General features: G+C 73.2%; 20 protein-coding genes and 1 pseudogene. 9 read left to right on the top strand and 12 right to left on the bottom strand.

The genetic code is table 11. The features are described from left to right. Position 1 precedes the first annotated feature (1 nt). The 4 genes from egtD to egtA are packed head-to-tail and all read right to left on the bottom strand — an operon-like array spanning position 2 to position 4,426. Positions 2-964, bottom strand: coding sequence for an L-histidine N(alpha)-methyltransferase (gene egtD, locus ACFZCP_RS33250; RefSeq protein WP_391434687.1), 963 nt, complete (start codon positions 962-964; stop codon positions 2-4). Continuing rightward, a complete protein-coding gene (gene egtC / locus ACFZCP_RS33245) occupies positions 961-1,779 on the bottom strand; it encodes an ergothioneine biosynthesis protein EgtC (RefSeq protein ID WP_391434684.1) in 819 nt (272 codons plus the stop codon). The genes egtD and egtC overlap by 4 nt, the downstream gene beginning before the upstream one ends. After that, complete coding sequence (gene egtB / locus ACFZCP_RS33240; RefSeq protein ID WP_391434680.1) at positions 1,779-3,116, bottom strand: ergothioneine biosynthesis protein EgtB; 1,338 nt, start codon at positions 3,114-3,116, stop codon at positions 1,779-1,781. The genes egtC and egtB overlap by 1 nt, the downstream gene beginning before the upstream one ends. Then, positions 3,113-4,426, bottom strand: coding sequence for an ergothioneine biosynthesis glutamate--cysteine ligase EgtA (gene egtA, locus ACFZCP_RS33235; RefSeq protein WP_391434675.1), 1,314 nt, complete (start codon positions 4,424-4,426; stop codon positions 3,113-3,115). Before egtA ends, egtB begins: the two co-directional genes overlap by 4 nt. 277 nt (positions 4,427-4,703) lie before the next feature. Between egtA and ACFZCP_RS33230 the strand changes: the two genes are divergently transcribed. Continuing rightward, positions 4,704-5,534: a TIGR02452 family protein gene (locus ACFZCP_RS33230; protein ID WP_391434672.1), complete on the top strand. Its 831-nt coding sequence runs from the start codon at positions 4,704-4,706 to the stop codon at positions 5,532-5,534. A 24-nt stretch (positions 5,535-5,558) separates the two neighbouring features. On the opposite strand, the gene ACFZCP_RS33225 is transcribed toward ACFZCP_RS33230, so the two are convergent. Continuing rightward, positions 5,559-6,005: a type II toxin-antitoxin system PemK/MazF family toxin gene (locus ACFZCP_RS33225; protein ID WP_362697095.1), complete on the bottom strand. Its 447-nt coding sequence runs from the start codon at positions 6,003-6,005 to the stop codon at positions 5,559-5,561. 101 nt (positions 6,006-6,106) lie between these two features. On the opposite strand from ACFZCP_RS33225, the gene ACFZCP_RS33220 reads away from it, so the two are divergent. Then, positions 6,107-7,711 (top strand): hypothetical protein, encoded by a 1,605-nt coding sequence (locus tag ACFZCP_RS33220; RefSeq protein WP_391434667.1) that lies wholly within the window; start codon positions 6,107-6,109, stop codon positions 7,709-7,711. Between the two features lie 222 nt (positions 7,712-7,933). On the opposite strand, the gene ACFZCP_RS33215 is transcribed toward ACFZCP_RS33220, so the two are convergent. The 3 genes from ACFZCP_RS33215 to ACFZCP_RS33205 form a co-directional block, all read right to left on the bottom strand. Beyond that, positions 7,934-9,421 carry an SPFH domain-containing protein gene (locus ACFZCP_RS33215; RefSeq protein WP_391434664.1) on the bottom strand — a complete coding sequence of 496 codons (1,488 nt, stop codon included), beginning with the start codon at positions 9,419-9,421 and terminating at the stop codon, positions 7,934-7,936. A gap of 133 nt (positions 9,422-9,554) precedes the next feature. Further along, positions 9,555-9,773: a hypothetical protein gene (locus ACFZCP_RS33210; RefSeq protein WP_391434660.1), complete on the bottom strand. Its 219-nt coding sequence runs from the start codon at positions 9,771-9,773 to the stop codon at positions 9,555-9,557. 26 nt (positions 9,774-9,799) lie between these two features. Next, positions 9,800-11,224 (bottom strand): amidase, encoded by a 1,425-nt coding sequence (locus tag ACFZCP_RS33205; protein ID WP_391434658.1) that lies wholly within the window; start codon positions 11,222-11,224, stop codon positions 9,800-9,802. A gap of 178 nt (positions 11,225-11,402) precedes the next feature. Here ACFZCP_RS33205 and ACFZCP_RS33200 point away from each other — a divergent pair, with 178 nt between their 5' ends. After that, positions 11,403-12,710: a hypothetical protein gene (locus ACFZCP_RS33200; RefSeq protein ID WP_391434655.1), complete on the top strand. Its 1,308-nt coding sequence runs from the start codon at positions 11,403-11,405 to the stop codon at positions 12,708-12,710. Here the strand turns inward: ACFZCP_RS33200 and ACFZCP_RS33195 are convergent. Next, positions 12,697-14,484 carry an asparagine synthase-related protein gene (locus ACFZCP_RS33195; protein ID WP_391434652.1) on the bottom strand — a complete coding sequence of 596 codons (1,788 nt, stop codon included), beginning with the start codon at positions 14,482-14,484 and terminating at the stop codon, positions 12,697-12,699. The genes ACFZCP_RS33200 and ACFZCP_RS33195 overlap by 14 nt on opposite strands. Position 14,485: 1 nt before the next feature. After that, positions 14,486-15,109, bottom strand: coding sequence for a lasso peptide biosynthesis B2 protein (locus tag ACFZCP_RS33190; protein ID WP_391434649.1), 624 nt, complete (start codon positions 15,107-15,109; stop codon positions 14,486-14,488). Between the two features lie 514 nt (positions 15,110-15,623). Between ACFZCP_RS33190 and ACFZCP_RS33185 the strand changes: the two genes are divergently transcribed. Continuing rightward, positions 15,624-17,699: a molybdopterin cofactor-binding domain-containing protein gene (locus ACFZCP_RS33185; RefSeq protein WP_391434646.1), complete on the top strand. Its 2,076-nt coding sequence runs from the start codon at positions 15,624-15,626 to the stop codon at positions 17,697-17,699. 22 nt (positions 17,700-17,721) lie between these two features. After that, the gene (locus ACFZCP_RS33180; protein WP_362697113.1) at positions 17,722-18,180 is read left to right on the top strand and encodes a (2Fe-2S)-binding protein; all 459 of its coding nucleotides are present in this window, start codon (positions 17,722-17,724) and stop codon (positions 18,178-18,180) included. A gap of 246 nt (positions 18,181-18,426) precedes the next feature. Here the strand turns inward: ACFZCP_RS33180 and ACFZCP_RS33175 are convergent, their stop codons facing one another. Next, a complete protein-coding gene (locus tag ACFZCP_RS33175; protein WP_391434642.1) occupies positions 18,427-19,734 on the bottom strand; it encodes an MFS transporter in 1,308 nt (435 codons plus the stop codon). Positions 19,735-19,790: 56 nt separating this feature from the next. Between ACFZCP_RS33175 and ACFZCP_RS33170 the strand changes: the two genes are divergently transcribed. The 3 genes and pseudogenes from ACFZCP_RS33170 (at position 19,791) to ACFZCP_RS33160 (ending at position 21,763) form a co-directional block, all read left to right on the top strand. Next, positions 19,791-20,768 carry a metalloregulator ArsR/SmtB family transcription factor gene (locus tag ACFZCP_RS33170; RefSeq protein ID WP_391435039.1) on the top strand — a complete coding sequence of 326 codons (978 nt, stop codon included), beginning with the start codon at positions 19,791-19,793 and terminating at the stop codon, positions 20,766-20,768. Between the two features lie 112 nt (positions 20,769-20,880). Continuing rightward, on the top strand, positions 20,881-21,054 hold the full coding sequence (locus ACFZCP_RS33165; protein ID WP_391434639.1) for a hypothetical protein: 174 nt from the start codon (positions 20,881-20,883) through the stop codon (positions 21,052-21,054). A gap of 45 nt (positions 21,055-21,099) precedes the next feature. After that, a pseudogene (locus ACFZCP_RS33160) lies at positions 21,100-21,763 on the top strand (LLM class flavin-dependent oxidoreductase). A 116-nt stretch (positions 21,764-21,879) separates the two neighbouring features. Here ACFZCP_RS33160 and ACFZCP_RS33155 read toward each other — a convergent pair. Beyond that, positions 21,880-22,443: an NAD(P)H-dependent oxidoreductase gene (locus ACFZCP_RS33155; protein WP_391434636.1), complete on the bottom strand. Its 564-nt coding sequence runs from the start codon at positions 22,441-22,443 to the stop codon at positions 21,880-21,882. Positions 22,444-22,542: 99 nt separating this feature from the next. On the opposite strand from ACFZCP_RS33155, the gene ACFZCP_RS33150 reads away from it, so the two are divergent. Continuing rightward, positions 22,543-23,253 (top strand): TetR family transcriptional regulator, encoded by a 711-nt coding sequence (locus ACFZCP_RS33150; protein WP_391434633.1) that lies wholly within the window; start codon positions 22,543-22,545, stop codon positions 23,251-23,253. Positions 23,254-23,255: the final 2 nt, after the last annotated feature.

Raw genomic sequence — 23,255 nt, 5'->3', positions numbered from 1 at the left:
CTCACCCGACCTTGCTGAGCGACAGCGCGAAGCGGCCCTCGGCGTCCGTCCACCAGTGGGTCAACTCCATTCCGGCGGCGGCGAGTTCACTGCTCACCGTCGCCCTGCGGAACTTCGCCGACACCTCGGTGCGCAGCTCCTCGCCCGCCGCGAAGTGCACGGCGAGGTCCAGCGCGGGCACCTTGACCGTCTGCGCGACGCGCGAGCGCAGCCGCATCTCGATCCACTCCTGTTCGGCGTCCCACAGCGCCACGTGGTCGAAGGCGGCGGGGTCGAAGTCGGCGCCCAGCTCCCGGTCGACGACGGCCAGGACGTTCTTGTTGAACGCGGCCGTCACCCCGGCCGCGTCGTCGTACGCCCGGACCAGCACCCGCTCGTCCTTGACCAGGTCCGTGCCGAGCAGCAGCCCGTCGCCCGGCGCGAGCAGATCGCGTACCGAGGCCAGGAACTTCGCCCGTTCGGCGGGCAGCAGGTTGCCGATCGTGCCGCCGAGGAAGGCCACCAGCCGGGGTCCGGGTGTCTCGGGCAGGGCCAGGGCGGCGGTGAAGTCGGCGATCAGCGCGTGCACCTGGAGTCCGGGCCGCTCCTCGATGAGCGCCTGTCCGGCCTGGACGAGGGCGCTCTCGCTGACGTCGACCGGGACGTACGCCTGCAGCGAGGTGAGCGCGTCGATCAGGTAGCGGGTCTTCTCCGAGGAACCGGAGCCCAGTTCGACCAGGGTGCGGGCACGGCTCGCGGCGGCGATCTCGCCGGAACGGGTCGCGAGGATCTCGCGCTCGGCGCGCGTGGGGTAGTACTCGGGCAGTTCCGTGATCTGTTCGAACAGCTCGCTGCCCCGGGCGTCGTAGAACCACTTGGGCGGCAGCGTCTTGGGGTTGACGGTGAGGCCGGCGAGGACGTCCGCGCGCAGCGCGGCGTCCGTCGCGTCCTCGGGGAGGGTGCGGGTGACACGCAGGGGACTCACGTACAGGGCTCCTTTGATGATGGGGGTGCCCCCGTTCGAGCGGAGTCGAGAGTGGGGGAGGGCGCCGGGTCCTCTTCGAGCGGGGCGAGCAGCACGCCGGCGCGGCTCGCCGTGAGCACGGTGCGGTCGGGGACCTCCTGCCAGAGCGGGTCGTCGTCGTACGGCTCGGAGGCGACGACCGTGCCGGCGACGGGCTCGGTGCGGTACCAGAGGGTGTCGCCCCAGGCGGTGGCGGCGATGGTGGCGCCGTCGGTGAGCAGCAGGTTCAGCCGGGAGGCGGGGGCCGCCCCGGCCACCCGCAGAACGGTCTCCCCGAGGGCCTCGGCGGGTTCGTCACCGCAGCGCAGCCGCTGCTGGACCAGGGCCCACACGAACGCCGAGTCGGTGCGCGCCTGCAGGGAGAGCAGGTCGACCGGGGGCAGCGAGGGCGCCAGGGGGGCCGCCGAGTCCGGCCAGCCCGCGATCGCGCCGTTGTGGCTGAACAGCCACGGTCCGGCGGCGAAGGGCGCCGCCGCGGCCTCGCCGTCCGCGCCCGGGAGGGTCGCGTCGCGCACGGCGGCCAGCACGGCACCGCTGCGCACCACCCGGGCCAGGTCCGCGAAGGACAGGTCCCCCCAGATCGGCCCGGCCCGCCGGTAGCGGGCCGGGACCGGATCGTCCTGGGCGTACCAGCCCACGCCGAACCCGTCGGCGTTGACCGTCCCGTACCGCTGCCTCTCGGGCGCCCACGACTGCCGGAACAGACTGTGGGCGGGCTCGACGAGGAGCCGCCCGAGCGGCTCCTCGGGCCCCAGGTAGGCCAGGTGCCGGCACATCAGACGGCCTCCGAACGTGCGGTGCGGAACCCGGAGAAGATCTGCCGCCGGATCGGGTAGTCCCAGTTGCGGAACGTGCCCCGGCAGGCCACCGGGTCCACGGCGAACGAACCGCCGCGCAGCACCTTGTGGTCGGAGCCGAAGAACACCTGCGAGTACTCCTTGTACGGGAACGCCGTGAACCCCGGGTACGGCAGGAAGTCGCTCGCGGTCCACTCCCACACGTCGCCGATCAACTGCCGTACACCGAGCGGCGATTCACCCTTCGGGTAGCTGCCGGCGGGGGCGGGCCTGAGATGCCGCTGGCCCAGGTTGGCGTGCTCGGGCGCCGGATCGGCGTCGCCCCACGGGTAGCGGGTGGAGCGGCCGGTGGCCGGATCGTGGCGGGCGGCCTTCTCCCACTCCGCCTCGGTGGGCAGCCGGCGCCCGGCCCAGCGGGCGTAGGCGTCCGCCTCGTACCAGCACACGTGCAGCACCGGCTCGTCGGGCGGGACGGCCTCGGTGATGCCGAAGCGGCGCCTGAGCCACTGACCGCCGTCCCGGCGCCAGCACAGCGGTGCGGTCAGGGAGTGCTGCCGGATGTGCGCCCAGCCCTCGGGCGTCCACCAGCGTTCGGTGTCGTAGCCGCCGTCCTCGATGAACGCCGTGTACGCGGCGTTGGTCACCGGGGTCGTGTCGATCCAGAACGGCGCCACGTCCACCGGGTGCGCCGGGCGTTCGTTGTCCAGGGCCCACGGCTCGGTCGAGGTGCCCATGACGAACGGTCCGCCGGGGACGAGGACCTCCACCGGGCCCGCGAACAGCTCGGCCGGCTCCGGGTCGGGCGCGGTCAGGGCCTGCGGCCCTTTGCGGAGCTGATGGGTGATCAGCATCGTCTCGTCGTGCTGCTGTTCGTGCTGGGCGATCATCCCGAAGGCGAACCCGGCCTCGGTCAGCCGGGTGCCGTGGAAGTCCGCGGACGCCAGCAGGTCCAGGGCCCGGCCGCGCACCTCGGCCGCGTACGACCGGGCCTCGGCGGGCGGCAGCAACGGCAGCGAGGGCCGCTCGGCGCGCGGGTGCTCGAAGGCGTCGTACAGGCCGTCGATCTCGGGCCGCATGGCGTCCCGGCCGCCGACCGCCCGCAGCAGCCACAGCTCCTCCTGATTGCCGATGTGGGCGAGGTCCCACACCAGCGGCGACATCAGCGGGGAGTGCTGGGCGGTGAGGTCCGGGTCCTCGACGCAGCCGGTCAGCAGCGTGGTGCGGGTGCGGGCGGCGGTGAGCGAGGCGAGCGCTCGCTCACGCAGCGCCTCGGTGTCCGCTTCGGGTGCCGTGGCCTCGGTCTCGGGCGCGCTCATGTGCGGATGTCCTTCCTCCCGCGCGCGCGGCGGGGGGCGCTGCGCGGGTGGTCCAGCAGATCGTCGGCCGGGCAGCGGCCCTGGACTGTGTAGCGGTTCAGATACGCCGTCACGGCGTCGACGACCGCGGGGGTGGCTCCGAGCCGGGGCAGGGCCTGCAGCGCCGCCGTGAAACAGGCGACGGCGGCCTCCCGCAGCTCGGGGTCGGCGAGCCCCTGCCGGGCCGCGTCGATCCACAGCGGATTGTGCGGTGCGGGAAGGTTCTCGGCCCGCTCCGCCAGGGGTTTGACCGCCCGATGCGCCGCCTCCGCGGCCTCCGGGTCGTCGAACAGCGCCGCGGTCACCGCGAGCGGCACGATCCAGCCGTCGTCACCGGGCTGCGCGTCGATCATCCGCAGCTCCAGGTGGCCGCGCGGCCGCACCGGCGGGAAGAGGGTGGTCAGGTGGTAGTCGAGATCCGCGCGGGTGGGCGGCCGGGGCGCGCCGGAGCGGGCCCACGCACGGAAGGTCAGGCCCTCGGGGACCTCCCAGGGGCTGTCGTCCCTGCGCACGCACATCACCGGGGCGTCCAGCACATGCCGCGCCCAGGCGGACCGCGGCTGTCCGTCCGCCGCAGGAGCCCCCGCGCGGCCGGCGCCGATCTTCGTCCACAGCAGCTGCCGGGTGGAGAGCCAGCCCGTGGGCTGCCGGCCGACCAGCGGGGAGTTCGCGAAGGCCGCCACCAGCACCGGGCCCAGATGGTGCGCCAGCCACCAGCGCTGCTCGTGCCCGAGGGGGCCGGGTTCCTCGTACCCGGCGTCCACGCACACCTGGACGGAGGCCGAGGTGCACATCATGTGCCGGCCGGCCGCACCGGTGCGGTCGAGGCAGAGCTCCATGGCGTCGTAGCGCGGTTCGCGCAGGAACCGGCGCGGCGGGTGCCAGGGGTCGTGGCCGAAGCCGACCAGTCCCAGACCGTCCTCGGCGAGGACGGCGCGGACGGTGTCCAGGTCGGCGGACACGGTCTCCACGCACTCCATCAGGGAGGCGGCGGGCGGCGAGCTGAGTTCCAGCTGGCCGCCGGGTTCGACCGTGAGGGGGGATTTCAGCGGCACGGTCCGCAAGGCTGCGTAGGCCGCTTCGAGTCGTTCGGGTGTCACCGGGAGCTGCGGACTGCGCAGCTCGTGGACGAGCCATTCCACTTCGACGCCGAGCGTGCGGGGCGGTCCGGTCTTGAAGCAGATGCCCTGGACCAGGGCGTCCACCTCGGCTTCGGTGACAGCGGTGCGGTGCTCCGTACAGTCACCACAGTCGCTTATGGAGTCGGACATGTCGGGATCCTCCTGAAGATTCCACCATGCCATCGGCGCAGCTCAGGGTGAGCTCGCGCCGACGCTCGTTCCACCCAAGACCCTCGAACCGATTCGCACAAGGGTGCCCATCGGGACGTTCCGGATCGGTAATCTCCGTTTCCTTGCGCGTTCCCAGGCCGTTCCGGGACCCGGAAACTCCGTTGCACCGCATCCCCAGCATCACCCAGGATCGGTGCATGAGCACGACGGGGGCGGCCGCGCAGGCCGTGATCAGGGCGTCCACGGGGGTGGCGCCGTGAGCGCGCGCCTGCGCGGCATCGCGTCGCAGACGGAGCAGATCGTGGCGGCCGGCGGGTACCGCGCGCCGGACGGCCGCGAGGTGTCCCTGGCGGCCGAGATCGAGGCCGCCAGAGCCGGCACCCGGATGTACGGCCCCGAGCCGGTGACCGTGCCCGCGGGCGTGGACGAGGAGCCGTTCTTCGAGGTCACGGGCGAGAGCAGCCTGGAGGCCGCCCGCCGGCTGGCAGGCGCCCCGGTCGCCGTCCTGAACTTCTCCTCGGCCCGCAATCCCGGCGGCGGCTACCTGAACGGCGCCCAGGCCCAGGAAGAGGCCCTGTGCCGCGCCTCCGCGCTGTACACCTGTCTGCTGGAGGCCCGCGCCTTCTACGACCACCACCGGGCCCACCGTGACCCGTTCTACACGGACCGGGTGATCCACAGCCCTGCCGTGCCGGTCTTCCGTGACGACCGGGGCCGTCTGCTGCCCGACCCGTACCTGGCGGGGTTCCTGACAGCGGCTGCGCCCAACGCGGGCGTCGTACGGCGTCAGGCGCCCGAGCGCACCGCCGGCCTGCCGCAGGCGCTGGCCGTACGGGCCGAGCGGGTCCTGGAGACCGCCGCCGCCCACGGCTACCGGCAGCTGGTGCTCGGCGCCTGGGGCTGCGGCGTCTTCCAGAACGACCCCGCTCAGGTCGCGGGCGCCTTCCGGGCGCTGCTGGGACCCGGCGGGCGATTCGCGCGGACGTTCTCACACGTGGTGTTCGGCGTCCTGGACCGTACGCCGGGAGCGACGGTCCGGGAGGCCTTCGTGCGCGCCTTCGCGCAGGACGTGCCCGCCGGCGCATGACCTGCGCGCCCGCCGTGGCGCGGGTCAGGTCCAGCCGTAGCGCTCGTGGAGCCGCTGCCTGACGAGGTTGAAACGCATCCGGTCGAGCGCACACGCCTCCCGGCGCATCCCCTCCTCGTGCAGCCGCAGCACCCGGTCCACGTCCACCCACGAGTCGCGGCCCGACCGGTCCCAGGGGCCGCTGCCGATCGCCACCCACTCCCGGTCGGCGTCGTGCCGTTTGCTCGACAGTTGCACCGCGAGGAAGGTACCGGCGGCCTCCCGGGCGACGACCAGCACCGGTCGGTCCTTGCCCCGGCCGTCGTTCTCCTCGAACGGCACCCAGGTCCAGACGATCTCGCCGGGATCGGGGTCGCCGTCGTGGGCGGGGGAGTACTCGGTGCGCACCCGGCCGACCTCGCGCGGGTCGGCCTCGGTGGTGGCGTGCGGGCCCTGGCGGCCCGGGACGTTCTCGTCGGTGTACGTGCTCACGCAGGCACCCTAATGGTCGGGCCGCGCGGAGCAACGGGCGCCCGTAGACTCCCGGTTCGGGGGCCGGGGAGCGGACATCACATACGGGGGGAATCCGGGGCATGCCCACGCCTGAGCAGATCTGGGACGATGCCGGCCTGCCCGCACGCCGGCTCGCCGGGCTGGCACTCAATCCGTCCTCGTCCGAGGTGACCCTGCTCCGGCTGCTCGCCGACGCGCCCCTGGCGGCACGGATGGTGCTGTGCCGGGACCGCGACCTGCCCGAGGCGGTCGTGGACGCCGTGATCGCACATCCCGACCGGCGCACGCGCGGGTTCTTCGCCCGCAATCCGCACGCCGATCCCGCCCAGCGGGCCCGGCTGGTGGACGACCCGGACTGGTTCGTCCGCGCCCATCTCGCCGAGGGCCCCCGCACCCGGTTCCCGGCATGGCCCAGGCCCCTCCCCGACGAGACCGTCGTCCACATGATCAGCACCTACGACAACGACATCCTGGAGTCGCTCGCCTCCTGCCGGCAGGTGTCGGCCCGGCTCGTCCGGTCCATGCCCACCCACCCGGTCGGCAAGGTGCGTCACTGGGGCGTCAACCGGTGGCAGGCTCTGACCGAGGAACGCCGGGCGGCGCTGCTCGCGGATCCCGACCCGGACGTTCGGGAGCACGCGGAGCGGCAGGCGCGGTTCGAGGACCCCGCCTGGGTGGAGAGTGTGCTGCCCGCCCGGCCGTGCCACGCCCGTACCGACTTCCTGCTCCACCGGGCGCTCAGCAGAGCCGTCGTCGACGGCGTCCTCGCGGCGCCGGCCGGCGAGGACGACAAGGCGATGATCGCCGTCAACCCCGGCCTCCCGGCGGACGTGGTGGTCCTGCTCGCCGCCGATCCGGACCCGGAGGTACGCGAGCGGATCGCGCGCCGCCCGGACCTCGGCCCCGCCGAGCGCCACGTCCTCGTCTGCGATCCGCACCCCGAGGTGCGCAGAGCGGTCGCCTACCGCGCCGACCTCGGGCCCGCCGAGCGCGACGCGCTCGCGGTGGACCCCCACCCGACGGTGCGGCTGGCGGTGTCCGTCCACCCCGCGCTGACCGAGGAGCAGCGGGCGCGGATCGACTACGAGGTCCCCATGGACCGCTGCTTCGGGTTCCGCATCGTGCCCGTGCCGACCGGGCCCCCGGACCCCGAAGCCGTCCGCCGCAAGGCGCTCTCCGGTCACCCGATGCTGCGCCGGGAGGCCGCCGAGGACCGCGAGTTGCCGGCGGACCTCGTGGCGCGGCTGGCCGAGGACGACGATCTGGGCGTGCGGGTCCTGCTGGCCCAGAACCATCCCCACGCCCCGGCGGCACTCCTGCTGCGCAGTTTCCTGGAGTACACCGGCCCCGAACGCGAGAACCTGATCACCCGGCCGAACTTCCCGCACGCCGGACTTGCCGCCCTCGCCGACCACGAGGACCCGCAGGTCCGCGCCCTGGTCGCCCGTGACCCGGACACCGCGCCGGCCACCGTGGACCGGCTCACCCGGGACCCGGACCCGGACGTACGGGCCGCGCTGGCCCGCCATCCGAACCTGCCGCGGCCCCGGCTCGCGGAACTCCTGCACGACGAGGAACTGGCCCACGTCGCCGCCGCGAACCCGGCACTGGACCCGGCCACGATCGACCGGCTGCTGGCGACGGACGGCCGGAACCCGGACCCGGACCCCGGCCCGGCCGCCTAGGGTCTCTCTTCCGGATCAGGCCGGCCTCGGGTCACGACGCCCCGCGCCCCCGGCAGGATCCGAACGAGAGGCCCTGGTGTCCCGAGTCGGAGGTTCTTCGGTGGTTCTTCCGGGTCCCGGCTGACGTCAGGGCCCGTAGGGGCGCAGCCTGCGGCCCGTGAAGGCCCTCGCGGGAGCGTCCCGCGCCCGATCGGGGAACCACGGGAAGATCTCCGGCTCGGCTCACTGGTCCTCCGGCTCCACCGGAACCTTCTGCGAGGTGGGCGGCGCCCCGTTGAGGGACGGCGAAGTGCCGCTGTCCGTCTGTCCGTTCTGGTTCATGGACGCGAGCAGCCGACGGGCGAGGCCGAGGCCGGTGCCGCCCATGGTGAGCGCCTTGGCGAACAACTCGGCCATGCCGTCGGCGCCGTTGAGCAGCACCATGTTGTCCACGTTCCCGAAGGCGGACGCGCCGGCCCGGACGATCTCCGGCCAGTTCTCGGCGAGTTGCTGGGCGACGACCGCCTCCTGGTTCTCGGCGAGGGCGGCGGCGCGGGCCTTGATGGCCTCCGCCTCCGCGAGACCCCTGGCCCGGGTCGCCTCGGCCTCCGCAAGCCCCCTGGCCTGCGCGGCGGCGGCCTCGGCCTCACCGGTGGCCCGGGTTGCCGCAGCCATGGCCGCACCCCGGGTCTTGGTGGCCTCCGCCTCGGCGCCCGCGGCTGCCTTGACCCGGGTCGCCTCGGCCCCGGCCGCCAGCTCGGTCTCCTTGGCCTTGGCCTCGGCCGCCGAGATCCGCGCGTCGCGCTCGGCCTCGGCCAGCGTCCGCTTCTCGTAGGCCTTGGCGTCGGCAGGCTTGCGCACGTCCGCCTGGAGCTGCTGCTCCCTGCGGTGCGCCTCCAGTTCCGCGACCCGCGTCTCTTGGACGACGACCTCCTGCCGGGCGGCCGCGTCGGCGAGCGGACCGGCCTGCCGGGACTTCGCCCCCGCCTTGTCCCGCTCGGCCTGGTAGCCGGCCTGCAGGATCTCGCTGTCCCGGGTGGCCTCCGCCATCCGGGCGTACGACTGCTGCTCGGCCTCGGTGGCGAGACGGTTCGCCTCCGCCTGCGCGATGCGCGCGTCCCGCTGCACGGCCGCCGCGTGCGGCATCGCCAGGTTCTGGATGTACCCGGTCGGGTCCTCGATCTCGTGGATCTGCAGCGAGTCGACGATCAGGCCCAGCTTCTCCATCTCCGCGCCGCAGGCCGCCCGGGTCTGCCCGGTCAGCTTCTCCCGGTCGCGGATCATGTCCTCGACCGTCAGCCCGCCCACGATGGACCGGAGATGACCGGCGAAGACGTTGTGCACCCGCTCGGACATCAGCTTCTGCTGGTCGAGGAAACGGCGGGCCGCGTTGGCGATCGACACGAAGTCGTCGCCCACCTTGAAGATGACCACGCCCCGCACCTTCAGCGGAATGCCCTGCTGGGTCACGCAGTCCACGTGCAACTCGGTCTCGTTCAGGTCCAGGGAGAGCTTGCGCACCGCCTGCACTCCGGGCAGCACCAGCGTGCCGCGACCGGTGACGATGCGGAATCCCATGCCCTCCTCAAGGCCCTCGGTGCGGTGCTTGGACCCGGAGATGATGAGCGCCTCGTTCGGTTCGGCGACCCGCCACATCAACTTGAACAGACCGATCAGAACAAGGGCGGCAACGATGGCCACCCCCGCAACGACGCCGACGATCATCGGCATTCGCCCCCTTTGCATGGTGCCCGTCCGGCACCGAACGAGGGGAGTGTGCGCCTGGGACGACGCCCCGAGAAGACGCCGGCGAAGCCTTGTTGCAGTCTTGACGCACACCCCCTTCACCTGGGGCGGAGGGTGCTCACCTGTCGTAGGCGGCGGTGACGTAGACGGTCCTCGGCGGCAGGTACTCCACCACCATCACGACCGTGCCGGGCTCGATGCGGTCCGTGCCGTCGGCCGCGTAGGCGAGAAAGTGCTCCGCACCACCGCGCACCCGGACGATCACCTCGCCGACCAGGCCCGGCCCGATCGTCCCCGTCACGCGCCCCATGAGCCCGACCATCGACGCATCACCCATGGTCACAGGGTACGGGCGGAACGCGTTCACGCAGCCCTGGAATCCGCGTCCGGCTCCTGGGGCGGCCACAGTTCGTGCCAGCGCAGCTCGGCCTCCAACTGGGCGGCGAGGGAGACGAGCAGAGGCTCGCTGTTCGCCGGGCCCAGCAACTGGGCGCCCACCGGGAGGCCTTCGCCGACGAAGCCCGCGGGCACGTTCACGCCCGGCCAGCCGAGGACGTTCCACGGCCAGGCGTACGGACAGGCGGAGATCATGGCGCGGTCGGTGGCAAGACCGCCGAGCCGGTTCAGGGCGCCGATCGCCAGTGGGGGAGCGGCCGTCGTCGGGGCGAGGATCACGTCGTAGGAACCGAAGAACGCGCCGATCCGACGGTGCAGGACGGCCTCGGCGCGCCGGGCCGCGCGCAGTGGTGCCCCGCCCAGGAGCCGGCCGAGCCGGGCCGCGTCCCGGGTGCGAGGGTCGAGCAGCGCCGGGTCGGGAGTCATGCGGACCCGGTCGGCGATACCGGCGGTGGCACGCGGGACGAAGGTCAGACCGATCTGCCCGTAGGGCGGGTCGGCCTCCTCCACGCTGTGGCCCGACGCGGCCAGTTTCTCGGCGAGTTCGAGGACCCTGGCCCGGACCTCCGGGCGCAGGCGGGCGGCCACGGCGGTGAACGGCGGCTTCAGCGAGAGCGCGATGCGCAGCCGGCCGGGGTCGCGTCCGACCGCGTCCGACACCGTGAGGGCCGGGGGCCGGTGCGGGTCCCGGTCGTGGTTGCCGCTCGCCGCGTCCATCAGCAGCGCGGCGTCGGCGACCGTACGGGCCAGCGTGCCGTTGACCGTGATGCCGTGGAAGGACTCGCCCTGCGGCCAGGTCGAGATGCGTCCGCGCTGCGGTTTGATGCCGATCAGATGGGTCCAGGAGGCCGGGATCCGCACCGAGCCGGCGCCGTCCGAGCCGAGCGCGGCGGGGACCAGACCGGCGGCCACCGCCGCGGCGGAGCCTCCCGAGGAGCCGCCGGGGGTGTGGCCCGTGTGCCACGGATTGCGCGTCTCTCCGAAGGCCGGACCCTCCGTGAACGGCCACTGCCCCAGCTCGCAGGTGTTCGTCTTGCCCACGATCACGGCCCCGGCCGCGCGCAGCCGCCGGACCGCCTCCCCGTCCGCCGCGGCCGGCGGGAAGTCGCCGGGACAGCCGAACGCGGTCGGCTCGCCCGCCACGTCCATGTCGTCCTTCACTGCGAGGGGCACCCCCAGCAGCGGACGCCGGGATCCGGCGGCCAACTCCCGGTCGGCGGCGTCCGCCTCGGCGAGCGCGGCCTCGGCGCGCAGGAGCCGGAAGGCGTTCAGGGTCGGCTGGGTGGCCTCGATGCGGGCCAGCGCCTGCTCCACCAGCGCGCGCGAGGTCACCTCCCCGTCGGCGAGCGCGCGGACGGACTCCACAAGGCCTACGGCACGGTCGGGCGTCATGGCGGGGCACCTCCGGGGGCTCGGGGCACGATGTCTACTGAACGGTAACGTCAGATGGGGTGCGCGTGTACGGCTTTCGCACAGGCTTTTGGTCCGTCCGGAGGCATGTGGCTGGTGGGCGCGCGGACCGACTCGGACGATGGTGACGGATCACGACGCGGCATCAGGAGGTGGTGGTGTGACGAGTTCTTCCGAGGGCGGCTCCGGGCCCGACCCCGGCTCGCACCTGCGGGTGGTCCAGAGCCCGCAGAAGATCTTACGGACACGGGCGAGCCTGGCACTGGTCGTGCTGACCCTCCTCCTGACGGCGGCGCAGGCGGTCTGGCTGGGCGTCTTTGACTTCACCGGGGCCCTGACCTTCACCGGTCGGATCACCGGCGCGGTCCTGATCCTGGCCTCGTTCACCACGTTGTTGGGTGCCGCCGCGACCCTGGACCACTGGTTCCGTAACTGCTTCGCCTACTCCGGACTGGTTGCGTTGATCGGCGCGGTCGCAGCACTGGTGACCAACGGCATGCTCCTGGCCGAGACATGGCGGGACGGCGATTCCGTGTCCTACCCGGTGCGCTGGGGGCTGCTCACGGCCGGTTCCCTGTGGGCCGTCTTCGCGCTGTGGCGGAGGTCCGTCACGATCCCGGCTCCGAAACGGGTGGCCGCGGCGGTGCTCGTGTCCTCGGGGCTCGCACTGGCCAATTTCGGCTACCAGCATCTCTACCAGCCGTTCCAGCACGGAGCCAGGCCTCTCATCACCATCGACGTGGGCAAGCCCATGCTGAGCAAGGACCGGAAGAGATTCGCCTTTCCGGTCGACATCAGGCTGGAGAACCACAGCGACGTGGGGTTCTACGTATTCGGTGCCGAGTTCCACGCCATGGGGGAGCGGGTGCCGCTGACCTCGAAGGACCGGCTCCGCGCGCAGTGGCGCACCGATGTCGGGCAGCCACGTGAATTCCGCGAGAGAAGCCCGCTCTCCCGTCGGGAGGTCCACCAGCCCGGACAACTGGTGCTCGCACAGCCGTGGATGGACCCCGGAGACTGGATCGAGGCGAACGACAGCTTTGTCACCAGGACTGTCGTGCAACTTCCCATCGGCACGCCGTACGACAACCTGGCGTTCTACGCCACCGCGGAGTTCGGACGCAAGGACCGGGTGGGCGTGGAGCATTTCGACAAGACCACGTACTCCTGGCGCGACGGCAAGGCGCCCCACTGGGCGACAGGAGTGAACGTCGACTGCGCCATCTACCACGCCAGGGTGCACGAAAGCAATGCCATCGACGAGCATACGAGGGATCCCCGGTACGTCACCGTCTACTGGCAGTTCAGCGCGCATGGCGTGGGAGTGATCGACACGATCACGCGAAACGGCGAGGAGGATCGGCAACAATCCGACGCGGAAAGTCGCGATATGAGAAGCCGGTACGGTCTCGTCGACGCCGGAGCGGGTCCGGTCGAACAGACGCTGTGGGAAGTCAAGAACCGCTGACGGCCAACCCCTCCAGCCACATCACCAGGGCCAGCGAGCTGTTCACGCGGTCCCAGGAGTGGGAGTCCCCCATGCCGAGCCGGGCCTCGTTCACCGCCCGGCACAGCGTCTCGACGTCGAACATCTCCTCGACCAGGGGATGACTCGCTGAGCGGCACAGGTCGATGAGACCGTCGCCGTGGGTGCGCAGGCCGCGGGCGTACAGCTGGTCGAAGGGGACCTTGACCGCCCGGCCGTGGATCGGGGACGGGAGCAGATCCGCCATGGCCTCGCGCAGCACCGCCTTCGGACGACCCGGACAGAACGTCGCTTCGGCAGGCAGGCGCCGCATCGTGGCGACGACCTCCGGGTCGAGGAAGGGGTGGGAGAGGAAGAACCCGTCCTCCCGCGCGCGGTGCCAGGACAGCAGGTCGGGAGCGGCCAGGTAGTTGGCCGCGTCGTAGAGGGACTGTTCCGGCGTACGCCCGAACACGAAACGGCTCTCCGCGACGCTGGCCCCACGGTAGCCGTGCGCCCGTGCGAACCCGGGGCGCAGCCAGCGGGGACGGCCGAAGGTGCCGAGGCCGCCGAGCACCGTTCCGGGCCGGGTGAGCGCCGTGACCCGCTCGGCCGCCAGGGGAAGCGCCGGCTTCATCACGTAGTCGCGGACGATGTCCCGCACGCCCCGCTCGCCGCCGTTTGCCCAGGCACGTGCCTGGGCCGTCATCTGCCGGAGCCGTCCCGTGCGGGCCAGCCGGTGCAGGTGGAGCGGGTTGGCGTCCGCAACCGGGTCGGCTCCGCAACCGGTGAGGAGGGTGTCGCAGCCCAGTTCCGCCGCAGCGGCATGGAGCCTGCTCCAGAACGGGGCGCGGAAGGCGTGCGCATGCGGTTCGTCCGCCTCTCCCGCGTGGCGGCGGAAGTCGTCGAAGTCGGCTGTGTCGCCGACATCGACGGCCACCGGGCGGGCCGCGGGTGCATGACGGCGGACCGCCTCCACCGCCGCGTCGAGGTACGGCCGTTCCCCGGCCAGTTCTCCGCTGCCGAAGCATCCGGAGAGCAGGACGAGACCCCCGTCGTCGGGGCGGTCCCGGCCCGTGGCCCGCGTCCGCGCCGCGAGCAGTGCCACGCTGGTGGAGTCGAGGCCGCCGGAGACGTGACATGCCGTCACCGTGCCCATACGGCGCCCGACGGCGTTCTCCAGTGCGCGGCGCAGGTCCTTCGCCGCCGCGCCGGGTTGGGCTCCGACCGCTTCCGGTGGCAACGGTTCGGGGACTCCGCGGCCGTGTCGCGCCGTGCGGCCGTGCAGCCGCCCGGTGAGGGAGAGCTCCACCACCTCGCCGCCGAGGACCCGGTGCACGCCGGCGAACGGGGTGAGTTCCGTGTGCGGTTGTGCCAGGTTCCCGGTCAGGTACCTGCAGAAGTACCGGCGCTCCAGTTCTGTGCCGCGGCCGAGGAGGCGTGCCGAGGAGCTCACCGCGCTCACCCGGCCGCCGGCCTCCTCGTAGAACAGGGGGATGCGGGCGTGCTCGTCCCGGATGAGCAGGATGCGGTCGCGGCACACCAGGACGGCCGCGTAGTCGCCGGCCGGCACAGCCGGATCGCTTCCCGGTCGGCCGAAGGCGTCGAGGAGCCCGTGCGCCCCCGCCACGCGGTCACGGGCCGCGCCGACCCAGCCGACGACCACCGCCGTACCGGCCGCGGAGGAGACCGCCGTCACGAGTCCCCGGCTCGCCATGTCCTCGGCCGCCCACAGTCTCGGCACACCGCCGGCCCAGTCGAGGCGGACCGCCTCCACCTCACTGTCCTCCGCGGTCGATGGAGAGGACGGGTGCGAACGCGTGCCCCCGGGGGTCGGCGTCGGGGATGCTCAGCCCTGCCGCGGTCGTCCAGGCGTGCAGGGCGAACGGGTGCTCGCGCACGCCGACGTGCAGCGTGGCCTGCAAGCCGTACCGCCGCAGCAGGACGAAGGCCGTCACGGCCTCGGTCTTGCAGTCGTCGTTGACGAACCAACTGCTGCGGGCGCGCGACTGCACCACCCGTTTCAGCCGTGCGACGTCCTCGGCGTCCGGGGGATCCGCACGGGCGTAGTCCGGGGCTGCCAGGGAGAGAAGCCGAAGGACGCGCCCGAATCCGAGGGTCCGGATCAGCAGGTGCACGGCGCACAGCCAGCGTCCGGTCTCGGCGTCCGTGCACCGCTTGCGGTGGGGAGCCGCACACCCGGCGTGGACGAGAGCGGTGACGAGTTCGGCGCGCTCCGCGGGGGTGCCGTCGGCGAGCTTGTGGATGTCCGCCGTCGTCATGCCGAGGAAGCGCGTCCGCCGCCAGTCCGCGATCAGCGCTCCGCCGGACATCCTGACGACACGGCAGTGCGGTGACAGGATCCGCTTGATGGCCACGAGGGCATCCGTGTCCTTGGTCACCGCACAACCTCCGGGGGCGGCCTGGAGCGGGGACTTCGGGGCGGGGCACGTACGATCTGCGGGCGGCGTCAGGACTGGTAGCCGTGACCGTCGTACATGCCGCCGCTGACGCCCCGAATCAGACGGCCGTTGCCGAGAAGGACGAGCCGCCGCGGCCTACGCCGCCGCAGTAGTCGGAGAAACATCGCCAACCTCCAGGGTCAGGCGGGGGCGGTCAGATCCAGGCTACTCTGCCCCGAATCCCCTGCAACCGGACCTCGATCGGCGGCGCCGGCCGTACACAGGAGGCCGCGGTCCGCGGCCGGCAGGCAACCGACGCGGGGCCTGCCCCCTCCTACCTGTCGAGTGATCCGTGCCGGGACATGTGCTGCCCACCGCGTGCCGTGTCCTGCCCGCCCCACGCGCCGACAGGAGCCCTCGTTTGGACCGCACCGAGCCCTCGTCGGACCGCACTGAGCACCCGTTGGACCGTTCCGAGCCCCCGTCTCCCGCCGGGCTGTCCAGGCGCCGGTTCATGGTGTATTCGGTCGCCGCGACCACCCTGACGGTCGCCGCACCCCTCGCCTGCACCTCCTCACCCGCGCAGGGCGCCGAGCCGGCCGCCCGCACCGGCGCCGGCGTCCTGGTCGCCGGCGCCGACGAGGAGATGCTGGTCCTGGAGGTCACGGCGGCCAACCAGGTCGTCGTCCGGCTGCCCCGGGCCGAGGTCGGCCAGGGCATCACCACCGCCGTCGCCATGATGATCGCCGAGGAGCTGGACGCCCGTCTCGCCGACGTGCGCATCCCACTGGCCGACGCGCGCAGCAAGGGCAACCAGTACACCGGCGGATCGAGTTCGGTCAGCTCGCTCTACGGCCCGGCCCGGCAGCTCGCCGCCACGGCCCGCGCCCGGCTGGTGACCGCCGCCGCCCGCCAATGGCGCCTGCCCGCCTGGTCGTTGCACACCCGGGACACCATGGTCGTCGCCCCCGACGGGCGCACCGCCACGTTCGGCTCGCTGACCGGCCGCGCGGCCCGCATCCGCCGCACCGCCGTGCCGAGCCGGCCCAAGCCGGCCTCCCGGCACCGGGTGATCGGACGGCCGACGACCAGGATCGACGCCCGGGACATCGTCACCGGGCGGGCGACGTACGCCGGGGACCTGGCGGTCGCGGGGGCGAAGCCCACGGTGGTGGCCCGGCCGCCGACGATCCGGGGCAAGCTGGTCTCGGTCGACGACCGGGCCGCGCGTGCCCTGCCGGGCGTCCATGCGGTCGTCCGGCTGCCCGGCGGGGTGGCCGTCGTCGCGGACACGTTCCACCAGGCGTTCCGCGCCCGGGACGCGCTGCGCCCGACCTGGGCGCCGGGACCGCTCGCCGGCCTGTCGGACGCTCGGATACGCGCCCGGCTCAAGGCTGCCGTGCCCCGGCTCGGCACCCCGCCCCACGGCTCCGTCCCGGTGACGGGCGAGTTCGCGTTCGCCTTCGTCAGCCACGCCCCGATGGAGGTGCTGACGGCGGTGGCCGACGTCCGCGCCGACCGCGCGGAGCTGTGGTTCTCCTCCCAGACACCCATGGACGCACGGGACGCGGTCGCCGCCGCGGTCGGACTGCGCCCGTCGGCGGTCCGGGTCCATGTCGTGCGCGGCGGGGGCTCGTTCGGCCGGCGTCTGAACTACGACGCGGCGATCGAGGCGGCGCTGGTCTCCAAGGCGGCCCGCCGCCCGGTGAAGCTGATGTGGAGCCGCAGCGACGACATCCGCCACGGCCGGATGCGGCCCGCGAGCCACCACCGGATCCGGGCGAGTGTGGCCGGGGGCCGGGTGGTCGCCTTCGAGCAGGTGACGGCCTCGGTGGCGGAGTCCTCCGACGGCACCGGCCCGTCGGTGCAGGGCGGCGTGGCGACCCGGTCCGCGCCGCTGCCCGGTGGCAGTGGCCTGTACGACTTCGGCCGTGTGTCCGGTGATTCGGGCGGCATCGAGCTGGCCATGCCCCTCGGTGCCTGGCGCTCGGTGGATTCCGGGACGGTACGCACGGCCGAGGAGATCGTCGTGGACGAGGTCGCCCGCAGCCTTCGCCGGGACCCGGTCGCCTTCCGCCGCACGACCCTGCGGAACAAGCGGGTCCGGGCCGTCCTCGACAAGGTCGCAGCCGCGGGCCACTGGGGCCGGGCCATGCCCGAGGGCACCGCGCAGGGGGTCGCCGTGCACGAGGAGTACGGCTCCTGCGTGGCCTGCCTCGCCGAGATCGACACCCGGGACCCCAAGAGCCCGCGGGTGACGAAGGTGGTGATGGCGGCCGACGTGGGCATTGCCGTCAACCCCCGTGGACTGGAGGCCCAGTTGATGGGTACGGCGATCGACGGGATCTCGGTGGTCCTGCAGGCGGGTCTGCACATCGACCGCGGTGCCGTGCGCGAGGGCAGCTACGCCGACTTCCGCTACGCGCGCCAGCGCCACGCCCCGCTCGTCTTCGAGGCCCACGTCCTGCCTTCCGCCGCCGAGCCGGGCGGCGCCGGTGAACTGGGCGTGCCCGCGGCATCCGGCGCGGTCGCCAACGCCTATGCCCGCGCCACCGGCACGGTCCCCCGTTCCTTCCCGCTCACCTTCTAAAACCCCCGACCCGAAGGCAGCCATGCGCTCGTACTCCTTCACCCTCAACGGCGAACCGGTGACCGTGGAGGCCCCCGCCGACATGCCCCTGCTGTGGGTCCTGCGCGACCTGCTCGGCGTCACCGGACCCAAGTACGGCTGCGGCGTGGGCGTCTGCCGCGCCTGCACCAGCCATCTCGACGGCGCCGAGATCCAGCCCTGCACGGTCCCGGTCGCCGACTGCGCGAACCGCACGGTCACCACCATCGAGGGCCTCGCCGACGGTGACACCCTCCACCCCGTCCAACAGGCCTGGCTGGACTGCGACGTGGCCCAGTGCGGCTTCTGCCAGCCGGGCCAGATCATGGCAGCGGCGGCCCTCCTGAAACGCACTCCCCACCCGACGGACGCCGACATCGACACCATCGAGAACATCTGCCGCTGCGGCACCTACGCCCGGATCCGGGAGGCGATCAAGAAGGCGGCGAGGCAGGAAAGCTGATCGGGGTCTGGCGGTGCATGAAGGCTGATCGGGGTGGCGGGGCGCGGGGGCTGATGGGGGTGTGGGCGGGTGGAGGGTTGCCTGGGTGGGCCGGGGTGTTGAGGGCTGGTCGGGGGTGGCGGGGTGCGGGGGCTGGCCGGGGTGTTGAGGGCTGATCCGGGGGCGCGGGGAACGGCGGCCGACCAGGGTGTGCCGGGCAGGGATGCCGGCCCCGGTACGGGGGAGCGCCCGGGGCCCGCCCGGCCCTCACCGGGTCGGCAGCCCTCGCGGCCGGTCACGTCGGTGCGCGGGTGCGCTTTCGGGACCGGCCGGAGGCGGAACCGCCGCGCCGGACGGCGGGATCCCGGCTCGGGCCTGCCGCCGCGCGGCCAGGTGCCGCAGCAGCCCCACCGCGGTGAGCAGGGCGACCAGCGCACACACCCCGGCCCAGCCGAACCGCCCGTAGGCCCGCGTGCCCAGCCAGGACCCCAGGCTGCCACCCAGGTAGGCACACGTCATATAAGCGGTGGTGAGGCGGCTGCGGGCATCCGTGCCCAGGGCGTAGATCCGGACCTGGTTGGCCACCATGCCGGACTGCATGCCCACGTCCAGCAGGAGCGTGCCCGCCACCAGCGCGACGAGGCCGGACGTGCCGCCGAGCGAACCCAGCGCCAGCACCCCCGCCGCGACGGCGACCAGGGCGAAGCAGACCAGGTTCACCGGGTCCGGGCCCCGCCGGTCCACCTGGCGTCCCGCGCACCGCGTGACGAGCATGGTCCCCGCGTTGACCAGCGCCATGAGACCGACCGCGCCCGCGCCCAGGCCGTACACCGGGCCCGTGAGCAGCAGCGCGACCCCGGTCCACGCGGCGGAGAAGCCCGCGAAGACCGTCGCCTGGTAGAGGCAGGAGCGGCGCAGGGCCGGCTCCGTGCGCAGCAGGTGCAGCGGCGCGGCCAGCAACCGGGGGTAGCTGTGCCGGGAGGGCGGTGCGGACCGTGGGAGCGTGCGGGACAGGAGCAGGGCGATCGCGAGGGTGAGCAGGGCCGCCAGCAGGTACGGCGCCCGCCAGCCCAGCCGGTCGCCGAGGGCGCCGCCTGCCGTGCGGGAGAGCAGCATGCCCGCGATCGAGCCGCTCAGCAGCGTGCCGCCCACCACGCCTCTGCGCTCCTCGGCGACCAGACCCGCCGCGAGCGGACCGGCGAGCGGCGCGATCACCGTCGTCGCTCCGACCAGGACGCTGGCGGCGAGCAGCGCCGGTACGCCGGGCGCCCCGGCCGCGGCACACAGACCGAGGCCGGTCAGGGTGAGCAGGGTGACCAGCAGCGGGCGGGGCGGCAGACGGTCGCCGAGCGGGACGAGCAGGAAGATGCCTGCCGAGTAGCCGAACTGGGTGGCGGTGACCACGTCGGCCGCCGCGCCGGGGGAGACCCCGAGGCTTGCCGCCGCGAGCGGGGCGATCGCCTGCGGGAAGTAGACGTTGCCGACCGCCACCCCGCAGGCCAGGGCCAGCAGGGGGATCAGTCGGGAGGGTGCGGGGACGGGCGCGCTACGCTGCCCGGCGTCGACCAAAGACATGTGCCGAAGTCCACGGCACGCACGGGCGGTTGCCAAAGGATGTAGGCCAGGGCTACATGATCAGCTTCGTGCTCGGTGTCGAGGACCTCACGGACACCCGGTTCGCGATCTCCCCGCTGACCGTGGTCATGGGCAGCCTGCGTGCGCTGCGCGCACCTGCCCTCTACCCGCTGCACGTGCGGTGGCGCGCCGGCGTCCTGCGCACGCTCGACCCGGCCGACCGGCTGCTGCTGTCCGCCCTGGTGGGGGACAGCCTTGCGATGCCCGACTTCCTGACACCGCGGCCCACGGCGTTCGCGCCCGCGTTCGAGGACGAGCTGGCCGTCGTACGGGCCACGCCTGTGGAGGTCGTACGCCGCGACCTGCGGGCCGCCCACGCGCCGAGGCCCCTCCCGGACGCCCTGCGGCAGGCCGCGAGCCCTGCCGGCGCGGACGTCCGTGAGCTGGCCGACGGGCTCTGCTCGGTGCTGCGGCGTTACTGGGAGTCCGCCCTGCTGCCGCACTGGCCACGGATACGGCTCCTGCTGGAGGCCGACATCACCCACCGCGCCCGGCAGCTGGCCACGGGCGGTGCGCGCCTGCTCTTCACCGAACTTCATCCGAACCTTCGCTGGCAAGACGGCGTCCTGAGCATCGACCGGATGATCGGCCACCACGAGGTCGACGGCTCCGGGCGCGGACTGCGGCTGCTCCCGTCCCTGTTCGCGCACAAGCCGGCGCCCCCGATCAGCGCCGAGGAGCCCCCGATGCTGGACTATCCCGGGCGCGGCGCGGCCACGTTGTGGGAGCCGGAGCCCGAACCCGATGCGTCGGCGCTCGGCTCGCTGCTCGGCGCCCCCAGGACGACGGTCCTGCGCCTGCTCGCCGAACCCCTGCCGACCGTCGAACTCGCCCGCCGTCTCGGCGTCACACCGAGCGCCGTCTCCCAGCATCTGCGGGTGCTCCACGCCACGGGCCTGGTGACCCGTGTCCGGGACGGACGGCGTGTGCTCTACCGGCGCAGCCCGCTCGGCGAGCAGCTCGCCTCCGCCTGACGCCGCGTCGGCCGTGTCGGCCGTGCCGTCCCCGAGCCGCCTTCGAGCGTGCTCCAGGGCCTAGCGTCGGTGGTGCAGGTGACGGTGACCGTCCGGAGGAACGGAGACGGACATGCGCGTGGGCGTGCACATCAACCGGTTCGACGACTCGGGGGGCGGGCCCGCGCTCGGCACCGAACTCGCCGCGGCGGGCGAGGCGGCCGAGGCCGCCGGGGTCGGCCGGCTGTCGGTGATGGACCATTACTTCCAGATGGAGTTCAACGGCGGCGCCCAGGAACCCATGTAGGAGGCCTACACGACCCTCGGTTTTCTCGCCGCCCGGACCTCCACCGTGCGGCTCGGCGTTCTGGTGACCGAGGTGACGTACCGCCGTCCGGGGCTGCTCGCGAAGATCGCCACCACGCTCGACGTGCTGTCCGGCGGCCGGGCCACGCTCGGCATCGGGGCCGCCTGGTACGACCGTGAGCACCTCGGACTCGGCGTGCCCTTTCCGCCCGCTCGCGGAGCGATTCGAGCGCCTGGAGGAGACGCTGCGGATCCGCCTGCAGATGTGGGACCCGCAGAACAACGGTCCCTTCGATGGCCGGCACTACCGGCTCGCCGAGACCCTGTGCGTGCCGGCGCCGGTGAGCCGGCCGCATCCGGAGATCATGATCGGCGGCGGGGGCGAGAAGAAGACGCTGCGCCTGGTGGTCCGGTACGCCGACGCCTGCAATCTCATCCCCGCCTCGCCCGAGGAACTGCGGCACGAGCTCGACGTGCTGCGCGGCCACTGCGAGGCGGAGGAACGGGACTACGACACGATCCGCCGGACCTTCGTGTACACCGGCGAGCACGCGACCGCGGGCGACCTCGACGCCTTCCTGAGGGACATGGAGGGCTACGCGGGGCTGGGCATCGACACGGTCGTCCTCGCCCCGCGACTCGGCGCGGCCTCCGGGTGGATCGAGCGGTTCGCGGCTCCTGCGGTGGAGCGGCTGGCCGGGCTCGGCTGAAGCGCGCGGCCGTGCGAAAGGGGCCGGAGCGGACTCCGGCCCCTTCGTGGAGCGTACGGCTCGGGCGGCCGCTCGGGGTGCGTACGGCTCGGGCGGCCGCCCGGGGTGCGTACGGCTCAGGCGGCCGCGGGCTCGCCCACGTTGCCGTGCAGACGGGCGACGACCTCGGTCAGCTGCGCGGCGACCTCGGCGTCGTCGACCGGGTGGGTCTCGGCGAAGCGGGTCACGGAGCCGGGGATGGACAGCTTGATGTCCTCGATCACCTTGCCGCCGGCGATGCCCACGGCCTTGCGGGTGTCGTCCTGCGCCCACACGCCGCCGTACTGGCCGAAGGCGGTGCCGATCACGGCGACGGGCTTGCCGCCGAAGGCGCCGGCGCCGTACGGGCGGGACAGCCAGTCGATGGCGTTCTTCAGCACGGCGGGGATGGTGCCGTTGTACTCGGGCGAGAAGAGCAGGAAGGCGTCGGCGCCCTGGGCGGCCTCGCGCAGCTTGGCGGCCGTGGCCGGGACGCTGCCCTCGACGTCGATGTCGTCGTTGTAGAAGGGAACCTCCGCCAGGCCCTCGAAGAGCACGACCTCGGCGCCCTCGGGCGCGAGCTTCACGGCCGCCTCGGCGAGCTGGCGGTTGTGCGAACCCGCGCGAAGGCTGCCGACGAGCGCGAGGATGCGAACAGACATGACTACTCCAAGAGGCTGAAACATTGCCGTCACGATCCGGACCGGGGTCCGCTTATGTTTCTATCAGGCTAAGCGGACCGCGGTCCAGTTTTGTTCCCGATGCTTTACGCTGTCGTCATGTCCAGCGCCCTGCCGCCCTTCCCGAAGCCTCAGGAATCCGTCGACGCGCCCTCGTTGCTGCAGGTCGAGCACGGCCCCGACGAGCCGTGCCTGCGCGCCGACGCGGCTCGCAACCGGGCCCGCCTGCTGGAGGCCGCCGCCCGGCTGATCGCCGAGCACGGAGTGGCCGGAGTCACCATGGAGGCGGTCGCCGCGGCGGCCCAGGTGGGCAAGGGGACGGTTTTCCGCCGGTTCGGCGATCGCACCGGGCTGCTGATGGCTCTGCTCGACCACTCGGCGCGGCAGCTGCAGGCCGACTTCCTCTGCGGGCCGTCACCGCTGGGGCCCGGGGCGCCGCCCCTGGAGCGGCTGCGCGCGTTCGGCGTGGCGGTGCTCTACCGCTCGGCCGAGCAGCTGGACCTGCAGCTGGCCGCCCAGCCGGAGCCGAGCCGCCGCTTCTCCCACCCCTCCGTCCAGGCGCTTCGCACGCACGTCGCGATGCTCCTGCGGCAGATCGTGCCCACGGCCGACTGCGAACTCCTCTCCCAGACGCTGATGGCGTATCTCGACCCCGCCCTGATCAACCATCTGGCCCGGCAGTGCGGGATGCCCATGCAGCGGCTGGAGGCCGGCTGGATCGACCTGGTCGCCCGGGTGACGGGCACCGAGCGGCCGGGCCGCGGCGCGCCGGGCGGCGCGTCGCCGGCCTGATC

This window comes from Streptomyces sp. NPDC007971 (assembly GCF_042958635.1).
Lineage (GTDB): Bacteria > Actinomycetota > Actinomycetes > Streptomycetales > Streptomycetaceae > Streptomyces.
The sequence above is the reverse complement of the archived record's forward strand: the minus strand, read 5'-3'. Positions and strand labels throughout refer to the sequence as shown.